This window comes from Streptomyces lothianensis (assembly GCF_047779955.1).
In the GTDB taxonomy this organism is placed as follows: domain Bacteria; phylum Actinomycetota; class Actinomycetes; order Streptomycetales; family Streptomycetaceae; genus Streptomyces.
The window spans coordinates 33,350-58,256 of sequence record NZ_JBLMKT010000012.1 but is presented as its reverse complement, the minus strand read 5'-3'; the positions used below and the strand labels follow the sequence as shown (position 1 = coordinate 58,256).

The window sequence follows — 24,907 nt, the reverse complement described above, 5'->3', positions numbered from 1 at the left end:
TGGCGGTCCGCCAGAGACTGAGCAGACCGCCAAGATCCCCGACAGAGTCAGCGTCGATGAAGGATTCCGGCCGGGCCTCCCGCACAGGGCTGTGGGTGCCGTCAGGACGGATTGCCCGTGGACACCTTCAGGGTGATCCTCAGTTCGTCCTCGACGACCTCCGTGCCCGGTGCCGGCCACTGGTCCATCACGGTGTCCTGGCCGTAGGTGTTCTCGTCGACGTTCTGCTTGTCGTAGTTCCAGCCTGCATCCTGCAGGCAGAGCAGAACCGAGTCGATGTTCTTGTAGCGGAAGTTCGGGACCCTGATCTTCTTCGGGTCCTGGCCCTCACGTGGCTCGGTGCACTCCTCGACGTCGATCGTCTTCGTCGTGTCCGGCCCCTTGTGCCCGACCCCGACCGACTGCGTCGGCTTGGTCTCGGGTTCCTTCCCGCCGTCGTCACCCTGCAGGGCCAGGGCCGTGACCAGGCCGCCGACGGCGAGCAGGGCGATCACGATCGCGCCGATGATCACCGGCTTGTTGCGGCCGCCGCCGGAGCCGCCGTTCGAGCCCGCGGACATCGTCGAGTTCTGCGGGGTGATGTTGTACGGCGGCGGGGTCGACGAGGCCTGCTGCGGGCCGGTGTTGTACGCCGCCGGGGCGGGGGTCTGGTAGCCGTTCTGCTGCGGGTAGCCGTAGCCCGGGGTAGGAGTGGGGGCGGGGGTGGCCGGGCCGCCGTAGGGGTTCGGGGTGTAGGGCTGCTGGACGCTGCCCGGGCCGGGCGCCGGGGTGCCCGTGCCGACCGGCGGGAAGACCGCGGAGCCGACGCCGGAGCCGGCCGCGGTCTGTGCGCCGGGCACGATCGAGGGCGCGGCGGCCTGGAAGGACTGGGCGACGCGCAGGCATTCGTCGCGCATGGCCTCCGCGGTCGGGAAGCGTTCGTTGGGGTTCTTCTTCAGGGCGCGGGCGACCAGCGCGTCCACGGCCGGCGGCAGCGAGGCGTTGATCGAGGAGGGCGCGACGGGCTCCTCCTGGACGTGCGCGTAAGCGATGGCGAGCGGCGAGTCGGCCTCGAAGGGGAGGCGGCCCGTGACCAGCTGGAAGAGCATGATGCCGACGGAGTAGAGGTCGGATCGGGCGTCCACGCCGCGGCCGAGTGCCTGCTCGGGCGAGAGGTACTGCGGGGTGCCGACGACCATGCCGGTCTGGGTCATGGAGGTGACGCCGGACTGCATGGCCCGCGCGATGCCGAAGTCCATGACCTTGACGACGTTGCGCTTGGTCATCATCACGTTGCCGGGCTTGATGTCGCGGTGGACCAGGCCCATCTCGTGGCTGATCTCCAGGGCGGCCAGCACATCCGCGGTGATCTTCAGCGCCTTGTCGCTGGGCATCGCGCCGAACTGCGCGATGTCCTGGTCGAGGACCGAGCCGAGCGGGCGGCCCTCCACGTACTCCATGACGATGTACGGCATCGTCGAGCCGTCCACATCGTCCTCGCCGGTGTCGAAGACCGAGACGATGTTGGTGTGGGTGAGCTTGGCGACGGACTGGGCCTCGCGGCGGAAGCGCTCGCGGAAGGACTGCTCACGGCCCAGCTCGGTGTGCAGGGTCTTGATCGCGACCTGGCGGTCGAGCGTGGCGTCGTAGGCCAGGTGTACGGAGGCCATGCCGCCCTCGCCGAGGAGGTCCCGCAGCTGGTAGCGGCCGCCCGCCAGGGAGCGCCCTGTGTACCGGCCGCCGTGTGCGCCGTCCTGGCTCATGTCCGTTCGTCCCCCATCAGGCGCCCGATTCGGCCGCCCAAGTGCGCGAAGATCCCTTGTATTCCGGGGTAAGTCTGCCGTAGGGCACCGACACGTCAAGCCGGGTGCCCGTTCCGTGACCGTACGCACAAGAACCGTCCCGCAAGCGTTACGGACTTCGCACAGGATTTGCCCGGCCGCCCCCGCAGCGGGTTGGATGGCCGGTCAACCTCCCACACCGGCTCCGGACCGGCGCGCCGCGTAAAGCCTGTAGCGTGGCCGGGCGAAGACCGCAGCACGTTCGGCACGTAGGCACGACAGGAAACGACGGCGAGGACCGATGGACCAGCAGCGCGCTCAGGGCCCGTCCGACCCCGAGTCCACTGGCGGCAGCGCAGTGCCGGAATCCCCCGAGCAGTGGGGCAACAACGGTCTGGTCGGCGACGGCCGCTACCGCCTCACCCACCGGCTCGGCCGCGGCGGCATGGCCGAGGTCTTCGGCGCCGAGGACGTACGGCTCGGCCGTACGGTCGCCGTCAAGCTGCTGCGTTCCGATCTCGCCGAGGACCCCGTCTCCAAGGCCCGCTTCACACGCGAGGCCCAGTCGGTGGCCGGGCTCAACCACCATGCGGTGGTGGCGGTGTACGACTCCGGTGAGGAGATCATCGGCGGCAACACCATCCCGTACATCGTGATGGAGCTCGTCGAGGGCCGCACCATCCGTGATCTGCTGATCAACGCCGAGGCTCCGGGCCCCGACCAGGCGCTGATCATCGTCTCCGGGGTGCTAGAGGCGCTCGCGTACAGCCATCAGCACGGGATCGTGCACCGCGACATCAAGCCCGCGAACGTGATCATCACCCACACCGGTGCGGTGAAGGTGATGGACTTCGGCATCGCGCGCGCCCTGCACGGCGCGTCCAACACGATGACGCAGACCGGCATGGTCATGGGCACGCCCCAGTACCTGTCCCCGGAGCAGGCGCTCGGCAAGGCCGTCGACCACCGCTCCGACCTGTACGCCACGGGCTGTCTGCTCTACGAACTGCTCGCGCTGCGGCCGCCGTTCATGGGTGAGACGCCGCTGTCGGTGGTCTACCAGCACGTACAGGACCAGCCGATCCCGCCGTCCGAGATGTCCGACGGGGTGCCGCCGGAGCTCGACGGGCTCGCGCTGCGCGCGCTCGCCAAGGAGCCGGACGACCGGTTCCAGAGCGCCGAGGAGATGCGCGGGCTCGTCCAGTACGCACTGCAGATGCTGCAGGAGAAGGGCGGGCACACCGGGACCTGGAACACCGGCCCGGTCCTGATGCACGAGGGCGGCGGCGGTACGCCCCCGATGGGTTCGCCCGCGGCGGGCCATCCGGACGGCGGGGGGACCTCGCAGATTCCGCAGCCGATGCTGCCGTACGGCCCGGGCGGCCCCGGTGGCGACGGTTACGACGACGGCGGCTACGGCGGCGGCTATGGCAGCGGCTACGGCGGGCAGGGCAACGGGGGCTCCCGTGGCGGCAAGGCCTGGATGTTCGTGGTGCTCGCCGTGATCGCCGTGATCGCGGGCGTCGCGCTCGCGCTCTCCCAGACGAGCGGCAACAAGGGCGAGAACCCCACCGAGTCCCCGTCGGTGACGCAGTCCGAACAGGAACCCACCGAGGAGCCTTCGAAGGACCCGACCACCGAGGAGGAGACGGAGCCGGGCGGCACGGGCGGCAACTGGACGAACCAGGACCCGACGACCGAGGCGCCGACGACCCAGGCGCCTACGGAGGACCCGACGACCCAGCCGCCGACCGAGGACCCGACGACGGAGCCGGACCCCACGGACGGCTCCGAGCCCGCGACGGAGGATCCGACGGACGAGCCCTCGGAGCCGTCCACGGGCGGCGGGTCGGGCAGCCCTGACCCGGGTGACGAACCCGACGGGGCCTGAACCACCCCCCGCAGGCCGGGCCTCAGCCCGCCTGCTCCAGCTGCCAGGCATGCGCCCGGCTGATGCTGTGCACGGTGAAGACCTGCGGGTCGATGCGCAGGTAGACGGGCTCGTACGGGGTCTCGTTCACGAAGTGCGGGGTCGGGCCGAAGCCGTCGAGCTCCTCGATGCCCGGTTCGACGGCCTCGCACAGGCCGACGACCTGCACGGACCAGAGGTCGTCCGCGTCGGAGTTGATGTTGTCGCAGCCGTAGGCGACGACGCTGCCGACGCAGGCCTGGTGGTAGCCGAAGCCCTTGTGCATCCGCAGCAGGACGCGGCCGTCCACGACGATGTGCCGGGCCAGGGCGAGGAAGGGAAGCGCCCGCATGCTGGTGGCCACCCGCCCGTACGGAACGTCGGAGAGGAGCTGCAGCGCGCGGGGCGCGTCATGTGCATCGGTGGGCATGCTTCCACGATCGGCGCGGCCCGCCGCCTCCGAAAGAGCCTCCCGCCCCCCACACTCAGGACGTAAGTCCCGAATAAAGACACCCCGGGGTGCCTGCGAAAGGTGTCCGAGCGCGGCTGCGAAGGACGCCCGAGGACGCCCCCCCGAGGACGCCCGAGGACGCCCCCCCCGAGGACGCCCGAGGACGCCCCCCCCGAGGACGTCCGAGGACGCCCGAGGGCGGCTGCCGTACGCCGACGAGGTGTCCCGCCGCCCGGGGCGCAGGGGGCGGAGCCCATGCACGGGGCGCACGGGACGCACGGGACGTCAGCCCCGCGAACCCCTCAGCGCCTTTCCTCCGCCTGCATCCGCGCCACATACGCCGCCGCCTGCGAGCGGCGTTCCATGCCCAGTTTGGACAGGAGGCTGGAGACGTAGTTCTTGATGGTCTTCTCGGCGAGGTGGAGGCGTTCGCCGATGGCGCGGTTGGTGAGGCCCTCGCCGATCAGGTCCAGGATCCTGCGTTCCTGGTCGGTGAGGTTCGCGAGCCGGTCGTCGCCGCGCCTGTTCCCGTCCCGCAGGCGCTCCAGGACGCGTGCGGTGGCGACGGGGTCGAGGAGCGATTTGCCGGCCGCCACATCCCGTACCGCCGTGAGCAGCTCGTTTCCGCGGATCGCCTTCAGCACATATCCGGACGCACCCGCCATGATCGCGTCGAAAAGCGCCTCGTCATCCGCGAACGACGTGAGCATCAGGCATTTGATGTCCTCGTTCTGCGAGCGGATCTCCCGGCATACCTCGACTCCGCTGCCGTCGGGCAGCCGGACGTCGAGTACGGCCACGTCGGGGCGGGTGGCGGGAATGCGCACGAGCGCGTCCGCGGCCGTTCCCGCCTCGCCGACCACTTCGATATCCGATTCGACGGACAGCAGCTCATGGACTCCTCGACGTACTACTTCATGATCGTCGAGAAGGAATACGGTGATTTTTCCATCTTCGCGCACGTCGCCAGTGTCACACACGGCCCCTTCCGCCGCCCGGGGCGATGCCGCCCCATGCGCCCCGGAAAGCACCCGCCCGGCCCCCGCCGGGAGGCCGGTGCGGTGCCCGCCCGGAAAAATGACTCTTCCAAAGGCGTGGGTGACCGGGATAACGTGCACGGGTTCCGGCCCCTTGCACGGCGCTGACCAGCGGCTGTTCCCGGGATCTGGGATTTACTTGGAAATCCAAGCAAAATCGCAGGTCAGATGGGGTTTCGCAGATATGCGATCCCGTGGGTAACGTGCTTTGTACAGGGCGCTCGCCGGGGCACCTGTCACACCTGAACCCGCCATTCCCGAACGCACCCACCCCGTGCGCGGGTACGGATCCAGGTGAGCCGCACTGGTTCCCGGCCGATCCCGGGGGCCGGACCGACGGAGGAGTACACGTGACCGTGGAAAGCACCGCCGCGCGCACACCGCGCCGCACCAGCGGTGGCAAGCGAGCCGGTGGCAAGGCAGCCGGCACCAAGGCCGCCAAGACCGCAGCGAGCAAGACCGCCGCCAAGAACGCGAAGCCCGGTGAGCCCGAGCTCGTCCAGCTCCTCACCCCCGAGGGCGAGCGCGTCGAGCACCCGGACTACGCGATCGAGCTGAGCGCCGACGAACTGCGCGGCCTGTACCGGGACATGGTCATGACCCGGCAGTTCGACGCCGAGGCGATCGCGCTGCAGCGCCAGGGCGAGCTGGGCCTGTGGCCCTCGCTGCTCGGCCAGGAGGCCGCCCAGATCGGCTCAGGACGCGCCACGAAGGACGACGACTACGTCTTCCCGACCTACCGCGAGCACGGCGTCGCCTGGTGCCGCGGGGTCGACCCGTCGAAGCTGCTCGGCATGTTCCGCGGCGTGAACAACGGCGGCTGGGACCCGAACACCAACAACTTCCAGCTGTACACGATCGTCATCGGCTCCCAGGCCCTGCACGCCACCGGTTACGCCATGGGCATCACCAAGGACGGCGCCGACTCGGCCGTCGTCGCGTACTTCGGCGACGGTGCCTCCAGCCAGGGCGATGTGATGGAGGGCTTCAACTTCGCCGCCGTCTACAACGCCCCGGTCGTGTTCTTCTGCCAGAACAACCAGTGGGCGATCTCGGAGAGCAACGAGAAGCAGTTCCGCGTCCCGCTGTTCCAGCGCGCCGAGGGCTTCGGCTTCCCGGGCGTCCGCGTCGACGGCAACGACGTGCTCGCCGTCCTCGCCGTCACCCGTGCGGCCCTGGAGCGTGCCCGCCGCGGCGAGGGCCCGATGCTGATCGAGGCCTTCACGTACCGCATGGGCGCCCACACCACCTCCGACGACCCGACGAAGTACCGCCAGGACGAGGAGCGCGCCGCCTGGGAGGCCAAGGACCCGATCCTGCGCCTGCGCCGCTACCTCCTCGCCGAGAAGATGGCCGACGAGGCCTTCTTCGCGGACCTGGAGACCGAGTCCGAGGCCTTCGGCAAGCAGGTCCGTGAGGCCGTGCGCGCCATGGAGGACCCGGACATGATGGCGATCTTCGAGAATGTCTACGCGGACGGGAGCGCCCTCGTCGACGAGGAGCGCGCCCAGTTCGCCGCCTACCAGGCGTCCTTCGCCACGGAATCCATCAGCGGCTCCGCCGCGGGTGCTCACGGGGAGGGCAAGTAACCATGGCCGCACAGAAGCTTCCCCTCGCGAAGGCGATCAACGAATCGCTGCGCAAGGCCCTGGAGACCGACCCGAAGGTCGTGCTCATGGGCGAGGACATCGGCAAACTCGGTGGTGTCTTCCGGGTCACCGACGGCCTGCAGAAGGACTTCGGCGAGGACCGGGTCATCGACACCCCGCTCGCCGAGTCCGGCATCGTCGGCACCGCGATCGGCCTCGCGCTGCGCGGCTACCGGCCCGTCGTGGAGATCCAGTTCGACGGTTTCGTCTTCCCGGCGTACGACCAGATCGTCACGCAGCTCGCGAAGATGCACGCCCGTTCGCTCGGCAAGGTCAAGCTGCCGGTCGTCATCCGTATCCCCTACGGCGGCGGCATCGGCGCGGTCGAGCACCACTCCGAGTCGCCGGAGGCGCTGTTCGCGCATGTCGCGGGTTTGAAGGTCGTCTCGCCGTCCAATTCACAGGACGCCTACTGGATGATGCAGCAGGCCATCCAGAGCGATGACCCGGTGATCTACTTCGAGCCCAAGCGCCGCTACTGGGACAAGTCCGAGGTCACTGCGCCTATTAGCGGCTCCGCCGCGGGGGAGTCCATCCCGGCGCCCCTGCACAAGGCGCGCACGGTCCGCGAGGGCACCGACGCGACCCTCGTGGCCTACGGCCCGATGGTGAAGGTCTGCCTGGAGGCCGCCGCGGCCGCCCAGGAGGAGGGCAAGTCCCTTGAGGTCGTCGACCTGCGGTCGATGTCCCCGATCGACTTCGACTCGATCCAGACCTCGGTGGAGAAGACGGGCCGCCTCGTGGTGGTGCACGAGGCCCCCGTCTTCTACGGTGCGGGTGCGGAGATCGCCGCGCGGATCACCGAGCGGTGCTTCTACCACCTCGAATCCCCCGTGCTGCGGGTCGGCGGCTTCCACGCGCCGTATCCGCCGGCGCGGCTGGAGGAGGAGTACCTGCCGGGCCTCGACCGGGTGCTCGACGCCGTCGACCGCTCGCTGGCGTACTGAGGAGAGGGTCGTGACCACCATGACTGAAGCCCGCTTCCGCGAGTTCAAGATGCCGGACGTCGGCGAAGGACTCACCGAGGCCGAGATCCTCACCTGGTACGTCAAGCCCGGTGACAGCGTCACCGACGGGCAGGTCGTCTGCGAGGTCGAGACCGCGAAGGCCGCGGTCGAGCTGCCCATCCCCTACGACGGTGTGGTGCACGAGCTGCGCTTTCCCGAGGGGACCACGGTCGACGTCGGCCAGGTGATCATCACCGTGGACGTGGCGCCCGGCTCGGGTGCCGCTCCCGAGGCACCGGCCGCGGCACCCGCTGCCGCCGCCCCCGAGGCCCCCGCCGCCCCCGCCGCGGAGGAGGGCGCCGCCGAGCCCGAGGGCCGCCAGCCGGTGCTCGTCGGCTACGGCGTCTCGCAGAGCTCGACGAAGCGACGCGCCCGCAAGGACGTCTCCGGGGCACCCGCCCAGGAGACCGCGTCCGCGGCCACCCCCGCCTCGCCCGCCGCGGCCGTGCAGGCGGAGCTGAACGGCCGCGCCCCGGCCGCCCCCGCTCCCGCGGCACCCGCCGCCACCGCGGTGCCCGGCGCCCGCCCGCTCGCCAAGCCCCCCGTGCGCAAGCTCGCCAAGGACCTGGGCGTGGACCTCGCCACGGTCACGCCGAGCGGCCCGGACGGGATCATCACGCGCGAGGACGTGCACGCGGCGGTCGCCCCGGCTCCCGAGGCCGAACCCGCCCCCGCTGTTTCACGTGAAACAACGCCCGCCGCTGCGGCCCCCGTTCAGGCTCCGGCTCCCGTGGCAGGTGGCCGCGAGACCCGTATCCCGGTCAAGGGCGTACGGAAGGCCACCGCGGCCGCGATGGTCGGCTCGGCCTTCACCGCGCCGCACGTCACGGAGTTCGTGACGGTCGACGTCACGCGCACCATGAAGCTGGTCGAGGAACTGAAGTCCGACAAGGACATGCAGGGCCTCAGGGTCAACCCGCTGCTCCTGATCGCGAAGGCGCTGCTCGTCGCGATCAAGCGCAACCCGGACGTCAACGCGTCCTGGGACGAGGCAGCCCAGGAGATCGTGCTCAAGCACTACGTGAACCTGGGCATCGCGGCCGCCACCCCGCGCGGTCTGATCGTGCCGAACATCAAGGACGCGCACGACAAGACGCTGCCCCAGCTCGCCTCCGAGCTCGGTGAACTCGTCGCCACGGCCCGCGAGGGCAAGACGACCCCGGCGGCCATGCAGGGCGGCACGGTCACCATCACCAACGTCGGCGTCTTCGGCGTCGACACCGGTACGCCGATCCTCAACCCCGGTGAGTCGGCGATCCTCGCGGTCGGCGCGATCAAGCTCCAGCCGTGGGTGCACAAGGGGAAGGTCAAGCCGCGTCACGTCATGACGCTGGCTCTGTCCTTCGACCACCGCCTGGTCGACGGTGAACTCGGCTCCAAGGTTCTCGCGGACATCGCGGCGGTCCTGGAACGGCCGAAGCGCCTGATGACCTGGGCATAGCCCGACCCGGTACGACCCCGTACGCCCGAAGCCCCGCCCCGGGTGCGCAGACCGCGCACCCACGGCGGGGCTTCGTGCCGTCACCTCCGTGCCGTCACCTCCGTGCCGTTCACCGCGGGGTGACGGTGACGCGTACCCGGGCGCCGGGCCGGGCGTGGATCCGTACCGTCGCCTGCCGGTCCCGGGCCACCGTCGTGGTGTCCGCGCGGGCCGCGCCGTGGACCTCGATGCGCCAGCCGTCCGGGGACGGGGGCAGGGAGAGCTCGGTCCCGGCCCACGAGGGGCGGGCCCGGTAGTCGAGGCGGTAGACCGAGGTGTCGGGCTGCCAGTGGTCGGTGCGGACCCGGCCCGCCACCGCCGGGGCGTACGGGGACGCGGTCTGCTCCTTGTTGGTACGGAACCGGCCCTCGCCGTCGACCGCGCAGTAGCCGCCGCCGTAGCACCAGACGTAGCCCGCCCAGCCCGAGCTGTAGCGGTTCAGGGAGTCGAGCGCGTCCGCGTAGAAGCGGCCCATGTTCGGGAGCGAGTTGTTCAGCGGCCCCCATTCGCCGACCACCACGGGGACGCGGTACCGGGTCGGGTACTGGACGATCGCCGCCTCGTAGGCCTCGATCCAGCCCGCCGAGGGATCGTAGTCCTGGCCGGCCTCCATCGCGGTGTTGTAGAAGTGCGGGGCGTAGACCACCTTCGGGTCCCTGACCTCGCCGAGGCCCGTCGGGACCGCCTCGCCGACGATCGGGGTGGGCTCGACGAACAGCCAGCTGTCCCGGTCGACCGTGCGGATGGCCCGCGCCAGGCGCCGGTACATGGGGGTGACCTGCTCGCTCTCGATCCGTCGGGCGGCCGTCGGCAGGTCCTCGCCGGGGCGGATCTCGCCCATGGGCTCGTTGATCAGGTCGTAGCCGAGCACGGCCGGGTGGTCGCCGAGCCGCGCGGCGAGGACCCGCCACATCGCGGCCTGGGCGCGCTGCAGGTCCGCGTCCTCGTAGAGATGGGTGAAGGCGCGCTGCACGGCGGGTTCGAAGTACTCGGAGAACCAGTCCTCGGGGTGCGGGGTGAAGGGCAGGCCGTCGGTGCGGGTGGCCCATTCCGGGATGCCGCGGTGGTCGAAGGCCGGGCCGAAGACGTCCTGGTGGGCGTCGATCAGTACGTGGATGTCGTGGTGCCGCGCCCAGTCGAGGATCCGTTCGATCTTGCGCAGATAGCGCTCGCTGTACTGGCCGCGCCGTGGCTCCAGGTCGTCCCAGAAGACCAGCAGACGGGCGAAGTTGAAGCCCTGGGCCCGCAGATCGCGGAAGTGCTGCTCGGTGATCGCGGACAGGGCCTTGTCGCCCCGGTTCGTCTTGTCCTCCACGTTCCAGCCGCGCAGCGTGAGCACCCGGCCGCGGTCGTCGGTGAGCGGCGGCGGTTCCTGGTGGCCGGGCCGTCCCGGCGACCTGTGGTCCTGCGGCGCCGCGGCGGCACGTGCCGGGGCCGGGGCGGTGAGCACGGTCAGTCCGGCCAGCAAGGCGCAGGACAGGAGCGCGCCGAGGGCGAAGCGGTACGCGCGGCGGACTCGGGACACGGGCGGCCTCCGGCACAGTCGGCGGTCATTCCTGACGGATGTTCAGTTTTGGCGGTGTACAGCCAACATGCTGGGGGTTCCACAGGCAAGGGTGCGTACTTGTCCCTTCCATGACGCGCCACCGGCCTGTCCGTGACGCGCCACCGGCCTGTCCGTGACGCGGCACCGGGCTGTCCGTGACGCGGCACCGGGCTGTCCGCGACGCGCCACCGGCCTGTCCGTGACGCGCCACCAGCCCCTCCGTGACGCGCCACCAGCCGTGACAGCCGTAACCCCTTGGGCACGGTTGCCGAAGAACCCTTTCTTCCGGTGATCGCCTTCGTGTCTGATGCGGTCATGCGAAGACCTGTTCCCACGCTGATGGCGCTGAGCGCACTCACGCTCCTGACCGCGTGTTCCTCCGGCGGCCCGGGCAGGGACGACCCCGCCGACTCGTCCCCGCCGACCGACGCCAAGCCCCCGGCGGCGGTCCAGGGCACCCCTGGCGCCCCAGGCGCGGGCGACTCCCTGCTGCCGGACGCCGGCAACGGCGGCTACGACGCCCTGCACTACGCCCTCGACCTCACCGTCCGCCCGAAGACGGACAGGGTCCTCGACGGCGTGGTCACCCTCAAGGCGAAGGCCACCCAGGACCTTTCGGCCTTCAACCTCGACCTGTCCGGCCTGAAGGTCTCCGCGGTCACCGTCAACAAGGCCGAGGCCGAGTTCCGGCACGAGGGAACCGAGCTGACCGTCACGCCTGCCGAACCCCTTGTCGGGGCCCGCGTTTTCACCGTCGAGGTGCGCTATTCCGGCAATCCGAAGGCGCTCGGCGAAGGCGACGAGCACAAGGACGGCTGGTACACCACCGACGACGGCGCCTACGTCATGGGCGAGCCACTCGGCGCGATGACCTGGTACCCCGTCAACAACACGACCCTGGATCCGGCCACGTACGACACGAAGATCACCGTCCCCGAGGGGCTCAGCGGCATCGCCGCAGGCCGGCTCGTGGGCAAGTCGGAGGGTGAGCCCGCCGGGTCCGGGATGCGCAGCTTCAGCTGGCACAACGCGACCCCGACCGCCCCGTACCAGACCGTGCTCGCGGTCGGCCGCTTCGAGGTGAAGACGCGCAAGCCGGCCTCCGGCGTGCCCGTGGTGACCGCTGCCGACCCGCGGCAGGCGAAGGACGCGGAGCGGACCCTCGGCCGGATCACCGAGTTCGTGGAGTGGGCCGAGGAGCGTTTCGGCCCCTACCCGGTGGACTCCGCGGGCGCGATCGTCGACCACGACCTTGACCAGGGCGCGGCCCTGGAGACCATGGGCCGTCCCATCTACGGGCAGGCGCCCGAGGACGTCGTGATGGCCCACGAATACGCCCACATGTGGTTCGGCAACTCCGTGCGGCTCGCCGACTGGTCGCAGATCTGGCTGAACGAGGGCTTCGCCACGTACGCGCAGTGGCTGTGGGAGGAGGACCACGGCGAGGCGAGCGCGCAGGACTGGTTCGACCACCTCTACGACACCGTGCCCGCCGACGACGACCTGTGGAAGGTGGCGCCGGGCGATCCGGGCAAGGCCGGGAACATCTTCCACCCGGCCGTCTACTACCGCGGCGCGATGGCCCTGCACAAGGTGCGCGAGGCGGTCGGCGACGCGAAGTTCGAGGAGATCCTCAAGTTCTGGACCTCCGAGTTCGCAGGCAAGCCGGCGAGGATCAAGGAATTCATCGCGGTGGCGGAGTTCACGTCAGGGAAGAACGTACGGAAGATCTTCGACGTCTGGCTGTACGGGAAAGGCAAGCCCGCACAGCCGTAGTCCCGCAGGTCACCCGCGCGCGCCGTAGCCCGCAGGTCCGGCCCGTATCGTGCTCACGCCCCGTAGCCCGCAGGTCCCGTCCGCATTGTGGGCGGGACCTGTGTTGCGCACATGATGTATCTATGCTGTGCGCATGCCCGCCGCGCCCGTACCCTCCCTCAAGCAGCCACCCGCCGCCGAACGCGTCTACCAGCACGTCAAGCAGGCCGTCCTGGAGCGGCGTTACGAAGGCGGCACCCTCCTCACCGAGGGCGAACTCGCCGCCGACGTGGGCGTCTCCCGCACGCCCGTCCGCGAGGCGCTGCTCAAACTGGAGGTCGAGGGCCTGATCCGGCTGTATCCGAAGAAGGGCGCCCTGGTCCTGCCTGTATCGGCGCAGGAGATCGCCGACGTGGTCGAGACCCGGCTGCTCGTCGAGGAGCACGCGCTGCGCAAGGCCGTCCCCGCACCGCCGCAGCTGATCGCCCGCCTGGAGGAACTCCTCGCACAGCAGCGCGAACAGGCCGCCGCCGGGGACTACACGGCCGCCGCCCACTCCGACCGCTGCTTCCACGCCGAGATCGTCCGCAGCGGCGGCAACGAGATCCTCTCCCGCCTCTACGACCAGCTCCGCGACCGCCAGCTGCGCATGGGCATCGCCGTGATGCACTCGCATCCCGACCGCACCGCCAAGACCCTCGCCGAGCACTCCGAGATCCTTCAGGCCCTGCGCGCCGGAGAGGCGGAGACGGCGGTCGCCGCGGTCCACCGGCACATCGGCTGGTTCCACACGCTGGCCCGCGGGGAAGCCCGATGAGCGCTGCGGCAGTGCGCCTGCCCGGTGATCCGCCCGGCGGCAGGCGCGCCGTCCTGGTCTGGTCGATCGGCGTCTCGGTCTACTTCGTCGCCGTCATCTTCCGCACGTCCCTGGGCGTCGCGGGCCTGGACGCCGCCGAACGCTTCGACGTCGGAGCCTCCGCGCTCTCCACCTTCTCGATCCTCCAACTGCTCGTCTACGCAGGCATGCAGATACCCGTCGGCCTGCTCGTGGACCGCCTCGGCACCAAGAGGGTCCTCACCATGGGGGCCGTCCTGTTCACGCTCGGCCAGCTGTCCTTCGCCCTCGCCCCCTCGTACGGGATGGCGCTCGCCGCCCGAGCCCTGCTGGGCTGCGGGGACGCGATGACGTTCATCTCCGTGCTGCGCCTGGGCACCCGCTGGTTCCCCGCCCGCCGCGGCCCGCTGGTCGCGCAGCTCGCCGGACTGATCGGCATGGGCGGCAACCTCGTCTCCACCCTGGTCCTGTCCAGGCTGCTGCACGGCATCGGCTGGACCGCCGCCTTCGTCGGCAGCTCGCTCGCGGGCGTGGTCGTCCTCGCCCTGATGCTGCTCTTCCTCAAGGACCACCCCGAAGGCCACGCACCGGAACCCGTGAAGGCCCGGGGATTCGCCTTCGTGCGCGCCCAGATAGCCGAGGCCTGGCGGGAACCCGGCACGCGGCTCGGCCTGTGGGTGCACTTCACCACCCAGTTCCCGATGATGGTCTTCACCCTGCTGTGGGGGCTGCCGTTCCTCGTCGAGGCACAGGGCCTGACCCGCGGCGCCGCCGGTGAACTGCTCACGCTCACCGTCCTGTCGAGCATGACCATCGGCCTCGTCTACGGCCAGATCATCGCCCGCAGCCACCGCGCCCGCACCCCGATCGCCCTCGGCACCATCGGCCTGACCGCGCTGCTCTGGGCGCTGACCCTCGGCGCCTACGGCGACCGGGCGCCGACGTGGCTGCTCGTGCTGCTCTGCATCGGCCTGGGCACCTGCGGGCCCGCCTCGATGATCGGCTTCGACTTCGCGCGCCCCGCCAATCCGCCCGAACGCCAGGGCACCGCGAGCGGCATCGTCAACATGGGCGGCTTCATGGCCTCGATGACCACGCTGCTCGCGGTCGGTGTGCTGCTCGACGCGACCGGCGACAACTACCGCATCGCCTTCTGCTCGCTCTTCGTCCTGCAGGCGCTCGGGCTCAGCCAGATCCTGCGTCTGCGCCGGCACGCGGCCCGCCGCGAGCGCGAACGGCTCGTGGCAAGCCGCGTGGAGACCCTGCACGTACCGGCGTGACGGCGCGCGCGGGCGGTCACGGCGCGAGCCGCGACGGGGCGAGCCGCCACGAACCCGCGCGCCACGAACCCGCGCGCCACGAACCCGCGCGCCACGAACCCGCGCGCCACGAACTTGCGCGCTGCGCCACGAACCCCGTGCGCTACGGCGTGATCGCGAAGCCGTCGACGATCGCGCGGGCCAGGCCCTGGTCGCCCTCCGCCTTGACGCGGTCGGTGACGCTCTCCGGCGCGAGGCGCCCGGCGGCAAGCCGGTGGAAGGTCTCCCAGTCGAGCGCGAGGGTGGCCGCGGGGCCGAGCGAGGGGGCGCTGTCGACGCTGCCCCTGCCCTCGGCGTCGATCCGCACCGTACGCAGGAACTCCACCGGGCCGTGCACATCGAAGACGACGGCCGAGTTCGGGGGCGGCGACGCCCGCTTCGCGACCACCTTGGGCAGGGCGTCGAGGAGCAGGTCGCGGGCCACCAGGGCGCCGGGCGAGTCCTGGTTGCCGGGCTTGTCCAGGGCGGTACGCAGATCCTGCTCGTGCACCCAGATGTCGAAGGCCCGCCTGCGCATGGCGTCTTCCAGGCTCTCCTCGCTGCCCAGCGGGCCGCGCACCTTGGCCTCGGGCTGCCGCGACTCGTTCCGCAGCTGCCGGGAGCGCCGGATGATCGTGTACTCCAGCTCGGCGGTCATCTCGGGCGCGGTGTGGTGCCGGCGTACGTCGACCTGCACCTCCATGTACCGCTGGGATTCGGTCTGCACGTGGTACAGGTCGCGTGGCAGCGTGTGGATGGGCCGCGGGTCGCCGAGCATCTCGCAGTCGACGCCGATGATGTGGGAGACGATGTCCCGCACCGACCAGCCGGGGCAGGGCGTCGCCCTGTTCCACTCGTCCTCCGCGAGCGGCTGCAGCAGCTCGGATATCGCTTCCACGGAGTGGGTCCAGGCATCGGCGTAGGACTGAAGGCTGGGATGGAGACTCACAGGACGGGACCCCTCGGGCGGTTCGGTTGCGCGGGCTCGGCGAAGACGTTCTGCATCGGCATCGATATCGGCATCGGACTGGAGTCTGCGGGGGAGGCTCTCGCGCACCTTAAGTTACGCTGCCGCGAGGGCCCCACGCAGTGCTTTCGACTGACGATCGTAGGCGCTGTTCTCGCGTGGCCTGCCGGTTCGAATGCCAGGACGGTGGTACTGTGCGCGCCTCGCTCATCCAGATCGCGGTAAACCCGGACGACTCGGCCGATACCCGCCGTGAGCGGGCCGCTTCTCTCGTACGGGAGGAGTCGGACGCCGACCTCGTGGTGCTGCCCGAGCTGTGGCCCGTCGGGGCCTTCGCCTACGAACTCTTCACGGACGAGGCCGAATCCCTCGACGGCCCCACGCACACCGCGATGGCGAAGGCCGCGCGCGATGCGGGCGTCTGGCTGCACGCGGGCTCGATCGTGGAACGCGCCGCCGACGGCACCCTCTACAACACCGCGCTGATCCTGAGCCCCGACGGCGAACTCGCCGCCACCTACCGCAAGATCCACCGCTTCGGCTTCGACAAGGGCGAGGCCGTCATGATGGGCGCGGGCACCGAACCGGTCACCGCCGTGCTCCCGCAGACCACGCTCGGCATCACCACCTGCTACGACCTGCGCTTCCCCGAGCTGTACCGCACGCTCGTCGACCGCGGCGCCGAGACCCTCGTCGTCTCGGCCGGCTGGCCCGAGCGCCGCCGCGCCCACTGGACGCTGCTCGCGCAGGCGCGGGCGGTCGAGAACCAGTGCTACGTCCTCGCGACTGGCACGGCGGGCACCCACGCGGGCGTCGAACAGGCCGGGCACTCCCTCGCGGTGGACCCGTGGGGCGAGATCCTCGGCGAGGCAGGGCCCGGCGAGGAGGTGCTGCGGGTGGACTTCGACCCGGCCCGCGTACGCGCCACCCGGGAGCAGTTTCCTGCCCTCAAGGACCGCGTCCTGGGCCTGGCCACACCGCCTCGCGGCTGAGACCTCAGTCCCCCAGCCCCTCCTTCTCCGCCAGCCGGATCACACACACCGCCAGCGCGATCATCAGCGCCGGATCGGCCTCCTCCCGTACGACATCGACGCCGTACGTGTCCCGCAGCCGCAGCCACCGCTTCGAGATGTGCGCGAGCATCTCGCCCTCGTACTCGATGACGAACTCGCGGTCGAGGATCCGCCCGCTGACATCCAGCTCGGTGCCGTCCACGAGCTCCACGCGATAGTGGTTGCGCAGCAGCGAGAACCGCTTCTTCTTCACGCTCGCGAGCGCCTCGCCGTCCCGCTCGACGGTCATCGTGTCCCGCAGGGCGAACATCTTCTCGCGGATGTCGATGAGCACCCGCCCCTGCGGATCCTTGAGCTCGAAGGTCTCCTTGAGCCGCATCGCCTTGCCGTCGACGAGGAAGGCCTTGCGCCCCTGCTCGTCCTCGATCCAGTAGTCGTCCCCGATCCCGAAGATCCGGTCGCGTACGAGAAATTTCATGCCGCTATGCGTACCCGGCGGACGCGGAGCTGAGCGGGCCCGCACGAGTGGCGGCTCGGGTCCGCAAGAGTGGTGGCTCGGGCCGGAACAGCCCTCAGGGCGCGCTCACCGCAGCGCGGGCGACGGCGACGAAAGCGCCACGGTCCGTCTCGTACGACGTGGGTGCGGCGGTGGGAGTGAGGTGTCCCGTCAGGGTTTCCGCGGCCGCGACCACAGGGTCGGGCCCTTCCAGCCTCACCAGGTTCAGGGCACCGTTGAGTGTGTTCATCGCGGCCGCCAGCTCCTGCATCCGCGTCGCCGCCGACGGCGTGCCCACGACCGCCTGATAGGCGAGTTTCGCCTGGTGCGCGGTTTCCGCCTTCCCGAGGAACGCGCTGTAGGCCGAGCGGCGCATATCGCGTTCGACCGCACGCGCCTGTTCCCGCATCGCCTGCCGGGCGACAGCCAGTTGGGCGTCGGCCTGCTGCTGCCCCGCCGCCCACGCGGCATCCGCCTGCCTGCTTCCGGCCGCCCATGCGGCGTCCGCCTGCCGCTGCCCGGCCGCCCATGCCGCATCCGCCTGACGCCTGGCGGCGCCCAGGGTGAACCAGCCCGTGAGCCCTCCGCCGGCCAGCGCGGAGCCCGCCGCGACCAAGGCCGTCACCAACTCCTGGTCCACACGCCCTCCCGTCTGCGGATCTGCCCGAGCCGTTCGCGGTCGAAACCGCTGCGGTTCCGAACCTCACCGCGATGCCGTTCGTGCCCGGGTGCCGCGGGGCAGGATGAAGGCGGGAATCGGGCAGAGGGCCGGGGGCGATGTGGTGGAAGAGGGACGGGACAGGGCCGGGCGGCCCTCCGGAGACGATGGACCGGGACGGTCGATCCAGGCATGGAACCCACTCGATCTGGACGTGCATCCGGCCGGCACGGCTCCAGGCGGTCTGGCCGCGCGCACCCTGCCACGCTACGTCAGGCGCGGCCACGACGAAACGCTCGCCGAGGTCGTCGAAGAAGCCTCACACGGCCACAGCCGCATGGTGGTGCTGGTCGGCTCGTCGTCGACGGGCAAGACCCGGGCGTGCTGGGAGGCCGTCCAGCCACTCGCGGATCTGGGGTGGCGCCTCTGGCGGCCACCGGTCCCCTCCGGCCGCGATCCGGCCGTACCGACGGTTCTCGACCGGGTGCCGTCGCGCACCGTGGTCTGGCTCAACGACTCCCAGCACTACCTCGGCCACCCCCGGCACGGGGAGAAGGTCGCGGCCGCGCTGCAACGCCTCCTCAGCCACCCCGACCACGGGCCTCTCCTGGTCCTCGGCACCCTGTGGCCCGACCACGCCGACCGGTACCTGAGCCTGCCGGATCCCGGCGGCGAAGATCCCCACAGTCAGGCCCGGGCACTTCTGACCGGTCGCGTCCTGACTGTTCCCGACGCCTTCGACGAACGAGACCTGCGTACGGCGGAGTCGTACGCGCAGGACGGCGACGAACTCCTCGCGGACTCGCTCAGCCGCGCCCGCGTGCACGGGCGGGTCACGCAGGACCTGGCCGGAGCCCCGGAACTCCTGCGCCGCTTCGAACAGGGTTCGCCCGCCTGCCGGGCTGTGCTGGAGGCGGCGATGGACGCCCGCCGCCTGGGCGTCGGCCTCCAGCTCCCGCAGGCCTTTCTGACGGATGCGGCCATCGACTACCTGGCCGACGACGACTATGACCAGCTCACCACGGACTGGGCCGAGGCGGCCTTCGCCGACCTCGCACGGCTGGTGCACGGCAAGCAGGCGCCCCTGCGCCGTACCAACCAGCGTCCGACCCGTCGTTCCCCGGGCACCCCGACACAGCGTCCAGCCCACACCGCGGTGTCCGGTCCCACGTTCCGCCTCGCCGACTACCTCGACGAACACGGACGCGACTCACGCAGACGATCCTGTCCCCCCGCGTCCTTCTGGGAGGCCGCACTCAACCACCTCACCCGGTCCGACGACCTCATCGCCCTGGCACAGGCGGCCTCGGACCGCCACCGCCTTCAGTGGGCTCACCACCTGCTGCTCCGGTGTGTCCAGGACGGCGACCAGGAAGCAACGCTTCGGCTGGCAGCCATGCGCACCACGGCAGGTGCCGTGGAAGAGGCCGAGCGGCTGTACCGGCGGGCCGCGGACGCGGGGAGCACCGATGCGCTGATCCGGCTGGCGGGTCTGAAGCAGGATGAGGGGGCGGTGGAAGAGGCCGAGGAGCTGTACCGGCGGGCCGCGGACGCGGGGAGCACCGACGCGCTGATCCGGCTGGCACGCCTGAAGCTGGACCGGGGCGCCGTGGAAGAGGGCGAGAGGCTGTTCCGCCAGGCCGAAGACGCGGGCAGCACCGACGCCGGGCATGAACTCGCCCGCCTGCGGAAGCTGAAGGAGGGTCAGGGAGGCCCCGAAGCCGTGCTGATGCCGGTTTCCGACGACGAGGATTCGCCGTTCGAAGTGAGCTGGGCTCCCGTCGTGGCGCGGGACGAGGCCGGCAGGGCCTTCCTCGACCGGGTCTCCGAAGGCGACCCCGACGCCGTGGCGGCGTTGCAGGAGATGTTCGAGCTGCTGGCTGCGCAGAGCGGCGACACCGACGCGCTGATGCGCCTCGGCGACCTGCGTCAACAGCGGGGTGACCTCGTAGGTGCCGCGCACTACTACCAGGCGGCTGTCGACGCCGGCGTCGCCCATGCCCTGACGGCACTGGGCGGGCTGCGGGAGAGGGAGGATGACCTCGAAGGCGCCGAAGCACTGTACCGACGGGCCGTTGAGGCCGGCGAGTCAGGCGCGCATGTGCTTCTGACACAACTGCACAGCCGAGCCGGTGACCGGGAGGGAGCGCAGGCCTCCGCGCGGGCGGCTGCGGCGGCCGGTCACCCGGACGGCCTGGTCATCCTGGCGTTGATGCTGCAGAGCACGAGCGACGACGAGGGCGCCGACGCCTTCTTCCGGGAGGCCGCGGACGCGGGTTCCCGCGCTGCCCTGGCGCACCTGGCCCATGGGCGAAGGCGGGCAGGGGACGGTACGGGCCTCGACGCCCTCCTCGGGGAAGCCGAGGAGAAGGGTGCCGAAGGCACCGTCCTGGGTCTCCTCGCAATGATCCTGGAGGACGCGGGAGACCGACGCGGGGCCGAGGACATGGCCTGGCGAGCGGCGGACCGGCACGCGATCGGCGGACTGATGCATCTGGCCCGTGCTCGCCGGAAGGCGGAGGACCTGGAGGGACTGGACGCCCTCGTCCAGCGGGCCGTCCGGAGCGAGGACGTGGAGATACTTCTGCAGCTGACACGCATGTGTGAGGAGGCGGGGGCCCACGAGGGCGCCGAGCGCATGGCGATGACGGCGATCGACCTCGACAGCACGTTTCCCCTGGTTCTTCTGATCAGACTGCGCGAGGACGCGGGGGATGCCGAAGGGGCGCAGGCCCTGGCCCTGAAACTCGCCGACGCCGGCGGGTCGGACGGCGTGCATCAATCCGTCTGGACCGGTGAGTTCACCACGATGCATGTGGCCAGGACCTTCCGGTTCCACGAGCACTGGCCACACGGTCTGGATCCCGACGGCTCTCCCTCCCCGGAATGGGTGGCGGCCCTGCCGTCCGGGGATGGCACCCTTGAAGCATGAACAACGCTGCCTCCCCTGCCCCGCGCCGCGCCCGAGTCCGTGCCCCCGAGCTGACCGGCAAGGGCGGCTGGCTCAATACGGGGGGCAAAGAGCTCACCCTCGCCGACCTGCGCGGTAAGTGCGTTGTCGTCGATTTCTGGACCTTCTGCTGTGTGAACTGCCTGCACGTCCTCGACGAGCTCCGTGAGCTGGAGGAGAAGCACAAGGACACCCTGGTGATCGTCGGGGTGCACTCGCCGAAGTTCGTGCACGAGGCCGAGCACGCGGCCGTCGTCGATGCCGTCGAGCGGTACGAGGTGCACCACCCCGTGCTCGACGATCCCGAGCTGAGCACCTGGAAGCAGTACGCCGTACGGGCCTGGCCGACGCTGGTCGTCATCGATCCCGAGGGGTACGTGGTCGCGCAGCACGCCGGTGAGGGGCATGCGCACGCGATCGCGAAGCTGGTCGAGGAGCTGGAGGCCGAGCACGAGGCGAAGGGGACGCTGCGGCGCGGGGACGGGCCGTATGTGCCGCCGGAGCCGGTCGCGAGCGATCTGCGTTTCCCCGGCAAGGCGCTGCTGCTGCCGGGCGGGAATTTCCTGGTTTCGGACACGACCCGGCACCAGCTGGTGGAGTTGGCGGAGGACGGCGAGACGGTCGTTCGGCGGATCGGCAGCGGGGAGCGGGGGCTCGCGGACGGCGGCCCGGGCGAGGCGCGGTTCAGCGAGCCGCAGGGGCTCGCGCTGCTGCCGGACGGGCGGGTGATCGTCGCCGATACGGTCAACCACGCGCTGCGCACGTACGACCCGGAGACCGGCGCGGTGGAGACGGTGGCCGGGACCGGGCGGCAGTGGTGGCAGGGCTCGCCCACCTCCGGGCCCGCGCGCGAGGTGGACCTGTCCTCGCCGTGGGACGTGGCCTGGTTCGACTCCCTGGTGTGGATCGCGATGGCCGGGGTGCACCAGCTGTGGACGTACGACCCGGCGGACGGGAGCGTGCGGGTCGCGGCCGGTACGACCAACGAGGGCCTGGTCGACGGGCCCGCGGCCGAGTCCTGGTTCGCCCAGCCCTCCGGTCTCGCGGCCACCGAGGACCGGCTGTGGATCGCCGACTCGGAGACGAGCGCGCTGCGCTGGATCGACCGGGACCGGACCGTCCACACGGCCGTCGGAACCGGCCTCTTCGACTTCGGCCACCGCGACGGGGCCGCCGACCAGGCGCTTCTGCAGCACCCGTTGGGCGTCACGGCGCTCCCCGACGGCTCGGTCGCGGTCAGCGACACGTACAACCACGCGCTGCGCCGCTACGACCCGGCGGGCGGCGCGGGTGGCTCGGGCGGCGAAGTCACCACGCTGGCCACGGATTTGCGTGAGCCCAGCGCCGCCGTGCTGGCCGGGGACGACATCGTGGTGGTCGAGTCGGCCCGCCACCGGCTGACCCGGCTGCGGCTGCCGGAGGAGGCCGTACGGGTGGAGGCGGTGGCCCACCGTACGCAGCGGGCCGCGACCGAAGTCGCGCCGGGCAAGCTGCGGTTGGACGTGGTCTTCCAGGCGCCGACGGGGCAGAAGCTCGACACCAGGTACGGCCCGTCGACCCGGCTGCTCGTCTCGTCCACGCCGCCGGAGCTGCTGCTCTCGGGCGAGGGCGCGGACACGGACCTCAGCCGCGGCCTTGAGCTGAACCCCGCCGTGCCGGAGGGCGTGCTGCATGTCTCGGCGATGGCGGCCTCCTGCGACGACGACCCCGCGAACGAGTACCCGGCCTGCCATGTCCACCAGCAGGACTGGGGCGTCCCGGTCCGCCTCGCCGAGGGCGCGACGGACCGGCTGGCGCTGGTGCTCGCGGGGATGGACGCGTAGGACGGCGTCGGCAGGGACCGCCGCCAGCGGATCTGCGTGCCGCCCTGCGCGGGCCCCTTGCTCAGCGCAGCGCGGCCGCCTGGTTCTGCTGCCAGTACGTCACCTTCGGCTCGTACACGAACAGGTCGCCGACCCGGACGGTCTGAGGGCGGCCGAACTGGCGGGTCGAGCCGTTCGCCTCGACCTTGCTGATCAGGTCGACGGCGAGCGTCTTGGCGTGCGGCTTGTTGCCGTCGTCCGCCCGGTTGGCCGGGCTGGTGTTGAGCCCGGCGTACGCGGAGGCGCCGGGCTTCAGCGTGACGACGGCCTGCGGCCTGGAGCCCGCGAAGGCCTCCGCCGTGCCGTCGAGGTCCGGGGCGAAGCTCACCACCGGGTAGGAGAGCACGGTGCAGGTGCGCTTCGAGGTGTTGGTGAGGGTGATCAGCCGGTAGTTGACCGGGCGGGACACGGCCCGGACCGACATCCTCGTCTCGCTGCTCGTACACGGCCCGGACCTGCTGCCGGTGCTTGTGCCGCCCGTGCTCGTGCCGCCCGTGCTCGTGCCGCCCGTGCTCGTGCCACCCGTCGACGTGGCGTGGTCGTCGTCCTTGCCCACCCCGCCGGAGGACTTCCCGACGGACGAGGAACCGGAGGACTTCCCGACGGAGGACGAGCCGCGTGAGGACGAGCCGCGGTTCTTGCCCTTCGACTTGTGCCCGGACCCCGAGCCCGAGCAGCCGGACAGGACCAGGCCGGTGGCGGCCGTGGCGGCGATGGTGAGTGCGGCGCGCCGACGCAGCTTCGTACGCATGGATGAATCCCCCGAGCCGGAATGGGTGGTGTGACGGGCACGAGGACCGTACCCCCGGTGGGCACGGTCCTCGTAGGTGTCGTTTCCGTCCGGGAGGGCCGCCCCGGGCACGAAGACGACACGGGTCGCGCCCGCAGTTCCGTACGGCCGGGGCACGGCCGGTGTCGAAGCGTCCTCAGCTCTCCAGGAACGTCGTCAGCGCACTGGCGAGCAGATGCGGGTCGTCCGAGCCGCAGAGCTCACGGGCACTGTGCATGGACAGGATCGCGACGCCGATGTCGACCGTCTTGATGCCGTGCCGCGCGGCCGTGATCGGGCCGATCGTGGTGCCGCAGGGCATCGCGTTGTTGGAGACGAAGTGCTGGTACGGGACGCCGGCGCGTTCGCAGGCGTCGACGAAGACGGCGCGGCCCGAACCGTCCGTGGCGTAGCGGTTGTTGACGTTGACCTTGAGGATCGGGCCGCCGTTGGCGCGCGGGTGGTGCGTCGGGTCGTGCCGCTCGGCGTAGTTGGGGTGGATGGCGTGCCCGGTGTCGGAGGACAGGCAGACGGTGCCCGCGAAGGCCCGCGCCCTGTCCTCGTACGTGCCGCCGCGCGCGAACACGGAACGCTCAAGGACGCTGCCGAGCAGCGGTCCGTCTGCGCCGGTGTCGGACTGGGAGCCGTTCTCCTCGTGGTCGAAGGCGGCGAGGACCGGGATGTGGTTCAGGCTGCCCGAGTGGGCCGCGGCGGTGAGCGCGGCCGTTCCGGCGTGCACGGAAAGGAGGTTGTCCATCCGCGGTCCCGCGAGGAGTTCCTTGTCGCGGCCGAGGTAGGCGGGCGGTTCGATGGAGTGCACCATCAGGTCCCAGCCGGTCACGTCACCGGCCGCGATTCCGTTCTCCTCCTCCAGGAAGGAGATCAGGTCGCCCTCGCTCGTCTCGCCGAGGCCCCAGACGGGCTGCATGTGCTTCTGCTTGTCGAGCTGCAGGCCCTTGTCGTAGATCCCGCGGTCCATGTGGATCGCGAGCTGCGGTACGCGAAGCAGCGGGCGCCCGACGTTGACGAGCCGGGTGCTGCCGTCGCGCAGCGAGAGGCGCCCGGCGAGCCCGAGGTCCCGGTCCAGCCAGGAGTTGAGCAGCGGGCCGCCGTAGATCTCCACGGCGACCTGCCGCCAGCCGTACGCACCGGAGTCCGGCAGCGGCTTCACGCGCAGGTTGGGGGAGTCGGTGTGCGCGCCGACGATGCGGAACGGGGTGTGCGCCGAGGCGCCCTCGGGCACGTACCAGGCGATGAGCGCGCCGCCGCGCAGCACGTACTTCCCGCCGCTTGAGCCGTCCCACGCGGCCTCTTCGTCCACCTGCCGGAACCCGGCCTTCTCCAGCCGCTCGGCCGCGCTCGCGACCGCGTGGTAGGGCGTGGGGCTGGCGGCGAGATAGGTCATCAGGTCATCGGTGTGCCCACGGTCGAACCGGGCGGCTGCGCTGCTGCTCATGGCTTCACC

Annotated in this window: 19 protein-coding genes; 10 read left to right on the top strand and 9 right to left on the bottom strand. The window is 71.0% G+C overall.

Translation table 11 applies throughout. The features are described 5' to 3' along the window. Nucleotides 1–101 precede the first annotated feature (101 nt). Entirely contained in the window at nucleotides 102–1,742 is a 1,641-nt protein-coding gene (locus tag ACLF6P_RS01600; protein ID WP_415947457.1) for a protein kinase domain-containing protein, read from the bottom strand. Nucleotides 1,743–2,061: 319 nt separating this feature from the next. On the opposite strand from ACLF6P_RS01600, the gene ACLF6P_RS01595 reads away from it, so the two are divergent. Further along, nucleotides 2,062–3,651, top strand: coding sequence for a protein kinase domain-containing protein (locus ACLF6P_RS01595; RefSeq protein ID WP_415947456.1), 1,590 nt, complete (start codon nucleotides 2,062–2,064; stop codon nucleotides 3,649–3,651). Between the two features lie 22 nt (nucleotides 3,652–3,673). Here ACLF6P_RS01595 and ACLF6P_RS01590 read toward each other — a convergent pair whose 3' ends face one another. Both ACLF6P_RS01590 and ACLF6P_RS01585 read right to left on the bottom strand, forming a co-directional pair. Further along, the gene (locus ACLF6P_RS01590; protein WP_415947455.1) at nucleotides 3,674–4,099 is read right to left on the bottom strand and encodes a pyridoxamine 5'-phosphate oxidase family protein; all 426 of its coding nucleotides are present in this window, start codon (nucleotides 4,097–4,099) and stop codon (nucleotides 3,674–3,676) included. A gap of 323 nt (nucleotides 4,100–4,422) precedes the next feature. Continuing rightward, a complete protein-coding gene (locus ACLF6P_RS01585; protein ID WP_415947454.1) occupies nucleotides 4,423–5,082 on the bottom strand; it encodes a response regulator in 660 nt (219 codons plus the stop codon). Nucleotides 5,083–5,507: 425 nt separating this feature from the next. On the opposite strand from ACLF6P_RS01585, the gene pdhA reads away from it, so the two are divergent. The 3 genes from pdhA to ACLF6P_RS01570 are packed head-to-tail and all read left to right on the top strand — an operon-like array spanning nucleotide 5,508 to nucleotide 9,254. Next, entirely contained in the window at nucleotides 5,508–6,746 is a 1,239-nt protein-coding gene (pdhA, locus tag ACLF6P_RS01580) for a pyruvate dehydrogenase (acetyl-transferring) E1 component subunit alpha (RefSeq protein ID WP_415947453.1), read from the top strand. Between the two features lie 2 nt (nucleotides 6,747–6,748). Then, on the top strand, nucleotides 6,749–7,753 hold the full coding sequence (locus ACLF6P_RS01575; RefSeq protein WP_415947452.1) for an alpha-ketoacid dehydrogenase subunit beta: 1,005 nt from the start codon (nucleotides 6,749–6,751) through the stop codon (nucleotides 7,751–7,753). A 10-nt stretch (nucleotides 7,754–7,763) separates the two neighbouring features. Then, a complete protein-coding gene (locus tag ACLF6P_RS01570; RefSeq protein ID WP_415947451.1) occupies nucleotides 7,764–9,254 on the top strand; it encodes a dihydrolipoamide acetyltransferase family protein in 1,491 nt (496 codons plus the stop codon). Nucleotides 9,255–9,363: 109 nt separating this feature from the next. On the opposite strand, the gene ACLF6P_RS01565 is transcribed toward ACLF6P_RS01570, so the two are convergent. Further along, complete coding sequence (locus ACLF6P_RS01565) at nucleotides 9,364–10,773, bottom strand: cellulase family glycosylhydrolase (protein ID WP_415947461.1); 1,410 nt, start codon at nucleotides 10,771–10,773, stop codon at nucleotides 9,364–9,366. A 381-nt stretch (nucleotides 10,774–11,154) separates the two neighbouring features. On the opposite strand from ACLF6P_RS01565, the gene ACLF6P_RS01560 reads away from it, so the two are divergent. The 3 genes from ACLF6P_RS01560 (at nucleotide 11,155) to ACLF6P_RS01550 (ending at nucleotide 14,709) form a co-directional block, all read left to right on the top strand. Continuing rightward, nucleotides 11,155–12,615: a M1 family metallopeptidase gene (locus ACLF6P_RS01560; RefSeq protein WP_415947450.1), complete on the top strand. Its 1,461-nt coding sequence runs from the start codon at nucleotides 11,155–11,157 to the stop codon at nucleotides 12,613–12,615. Between the two features lie 133 nt (nucleotides 12,616–12,748). After that, nucleotides 12,749–13,411 (top strand): GntR family transcriptional regulator, encoded by a 663-nt coding sequence (locus ACLF6P_RS01555; RefSeq protein WP_415947449.1) that lies wholly within the window; start codon nucleotides 12,749–12,751, stop codon nucleotides 13,409–13,411. Then, a complete protein-coding gene (locus ACLF6P_RS01550; RefSeq protein WP_415947448.1) occupies nucleotides 13,408–14,709 on the top strand; it encodes an MFS transporter in 1,302 nt (433 codons plus the stop codon). Before ACLF6P_RS01555 ends, ACLF6P_RS01550 begins: the two co-directional genes overlap by 4 nt. Nucleotides 14,710–14,851: 142 nt before the next feature. On the opposite strand, the gene ACLF6P_RS01545 is transcribed toward ACLF6P_RS01550, so the two are convergent. Then, entirely contained in the window at nucleotides 14,852–15,676 is an 825-nt protein-coding gene (locus ACLF6P_RS01545; RefSeq protein WP_415947447.1) for a maleylpyruvate isomerase family mycothiol-dependent enzyme, read from the bottom strand. Between the two features lie 212 nt (nucleotides 15,677–15,888). Between ACLF6P_RS01545 and ACLF6P_RS01540 the strand changes: the two genes are divergently transcribed. Further along, nucleotides 15,889–16,686, top strand: a complete 798-nt coding sequence (locus tag ACLF6P_RS01540; protein ID WP_415947446.1) for a carbon-nitrogen family hydrolase — start codon at nucleotides 15,889–15,891, stop codon at nucleotides 16,684–16,686. A gap of 4 nt (nucleotides 16,687–16,690) precedes the next feature. Here the strand turns inward: ACLF6P_RS01540 and ACLF6P_RS01535 are convergent, their stop codons facing one another. Next, nucleotides 16,691–17,185 (bottom strand): LURP-one-related/scramblase family protein, encoded by a 495-nt coding sequence (locus ACLF6P_RS01535; protein ID WP_415947445.1) that lies wholly within the window; start codon nucleotides 17,183–17,185, stop codon nucleotides 16,691–16,693. A gap of 94 nt (nucleotides 17,186–17,279) precedes the next feature. Further along, on the bottom strand, nucleotides 17,280–17,843 hold the full coding sequence (locus tag ACLF6P_RS01530; protein WP_415947444.1) for a hypothetical protein: 564 nt from the start codon (nucleotides 17,841–17,843) through the stop codon (nucleotides 17,280–17,282). A 232-nt stretch (nucleotides 17,844–18,075) separates the two neighbouring features. On the opposite strand from ACLF6P_RS01530, the gene ACLF6P_RS01525 reads away from it, so the two are divergent. Both ACLF6P_RS01525 and ACLF6P_RS01520 read left to right on the top strand, forming a co-directional pair. Beyond that, nucleotides 18,076–20,793 (top strand): tetratricopeptide repeat protein, encoded by a 2,718-nt coding sequence (locus tag ACLF6P_RS01525; protein WP_415947443.1) that lies wholly within the window; start codon nucleotides 18,076–18,078, stop codon nucleotides 20,791–20,793. Next, nucleotides 20,790–22,634, top strand: coding sequence for an NHL domain-containing thioredoxin family protein (locus tag ACLF6P_RS01520; RefSeq protein WP_415947442.1), 1,845 nt, complete (start codon nucleotides 20,790–20,792; stop codon nucleotides 22,632–22,634). Before ACLF6P_RS01525 ends, ACLF6P_RS01520 begins: the two co-directional genes overlap by 4 nt. 61 nt (nucleotides 22,635–22,695) lie before the next feature. On the opposite strand, the gene ACLF6P_RS01515 is transcribed toward ACLF6P_RS01520, so the two are convergent. Beyond that, nucleotides 22,696–23,424 carry a DUF4232 domain-containing protein gene (locus tag ACLF6P_RS01515; protein ID WP_415947441.1) on the bottom strand — a complete coding sequence of 243 codons (729 nt, stop codon included), beginning with the start codon at nucleotides 23,422–23,424 and terminating at the stop codon, nucleotides 22,696–22,698. Nucleotides 23,425–23,599: 175 nt separating this feature from the next. After that, nucleotides 23,600–24,898 (bottom strand): M18 family aminopeptidase, encoded by a 1,299-nt coding sequence (locus ACLF6P_RS01510; protein ID WP_415947440.1) that lies wholly within the window; start codon nucleotides 24,896–24,898, stop codon nucleotides 23,600–23,602. Nucleotides 24,899–24,907: the final 9 nt, after the last annotated feature.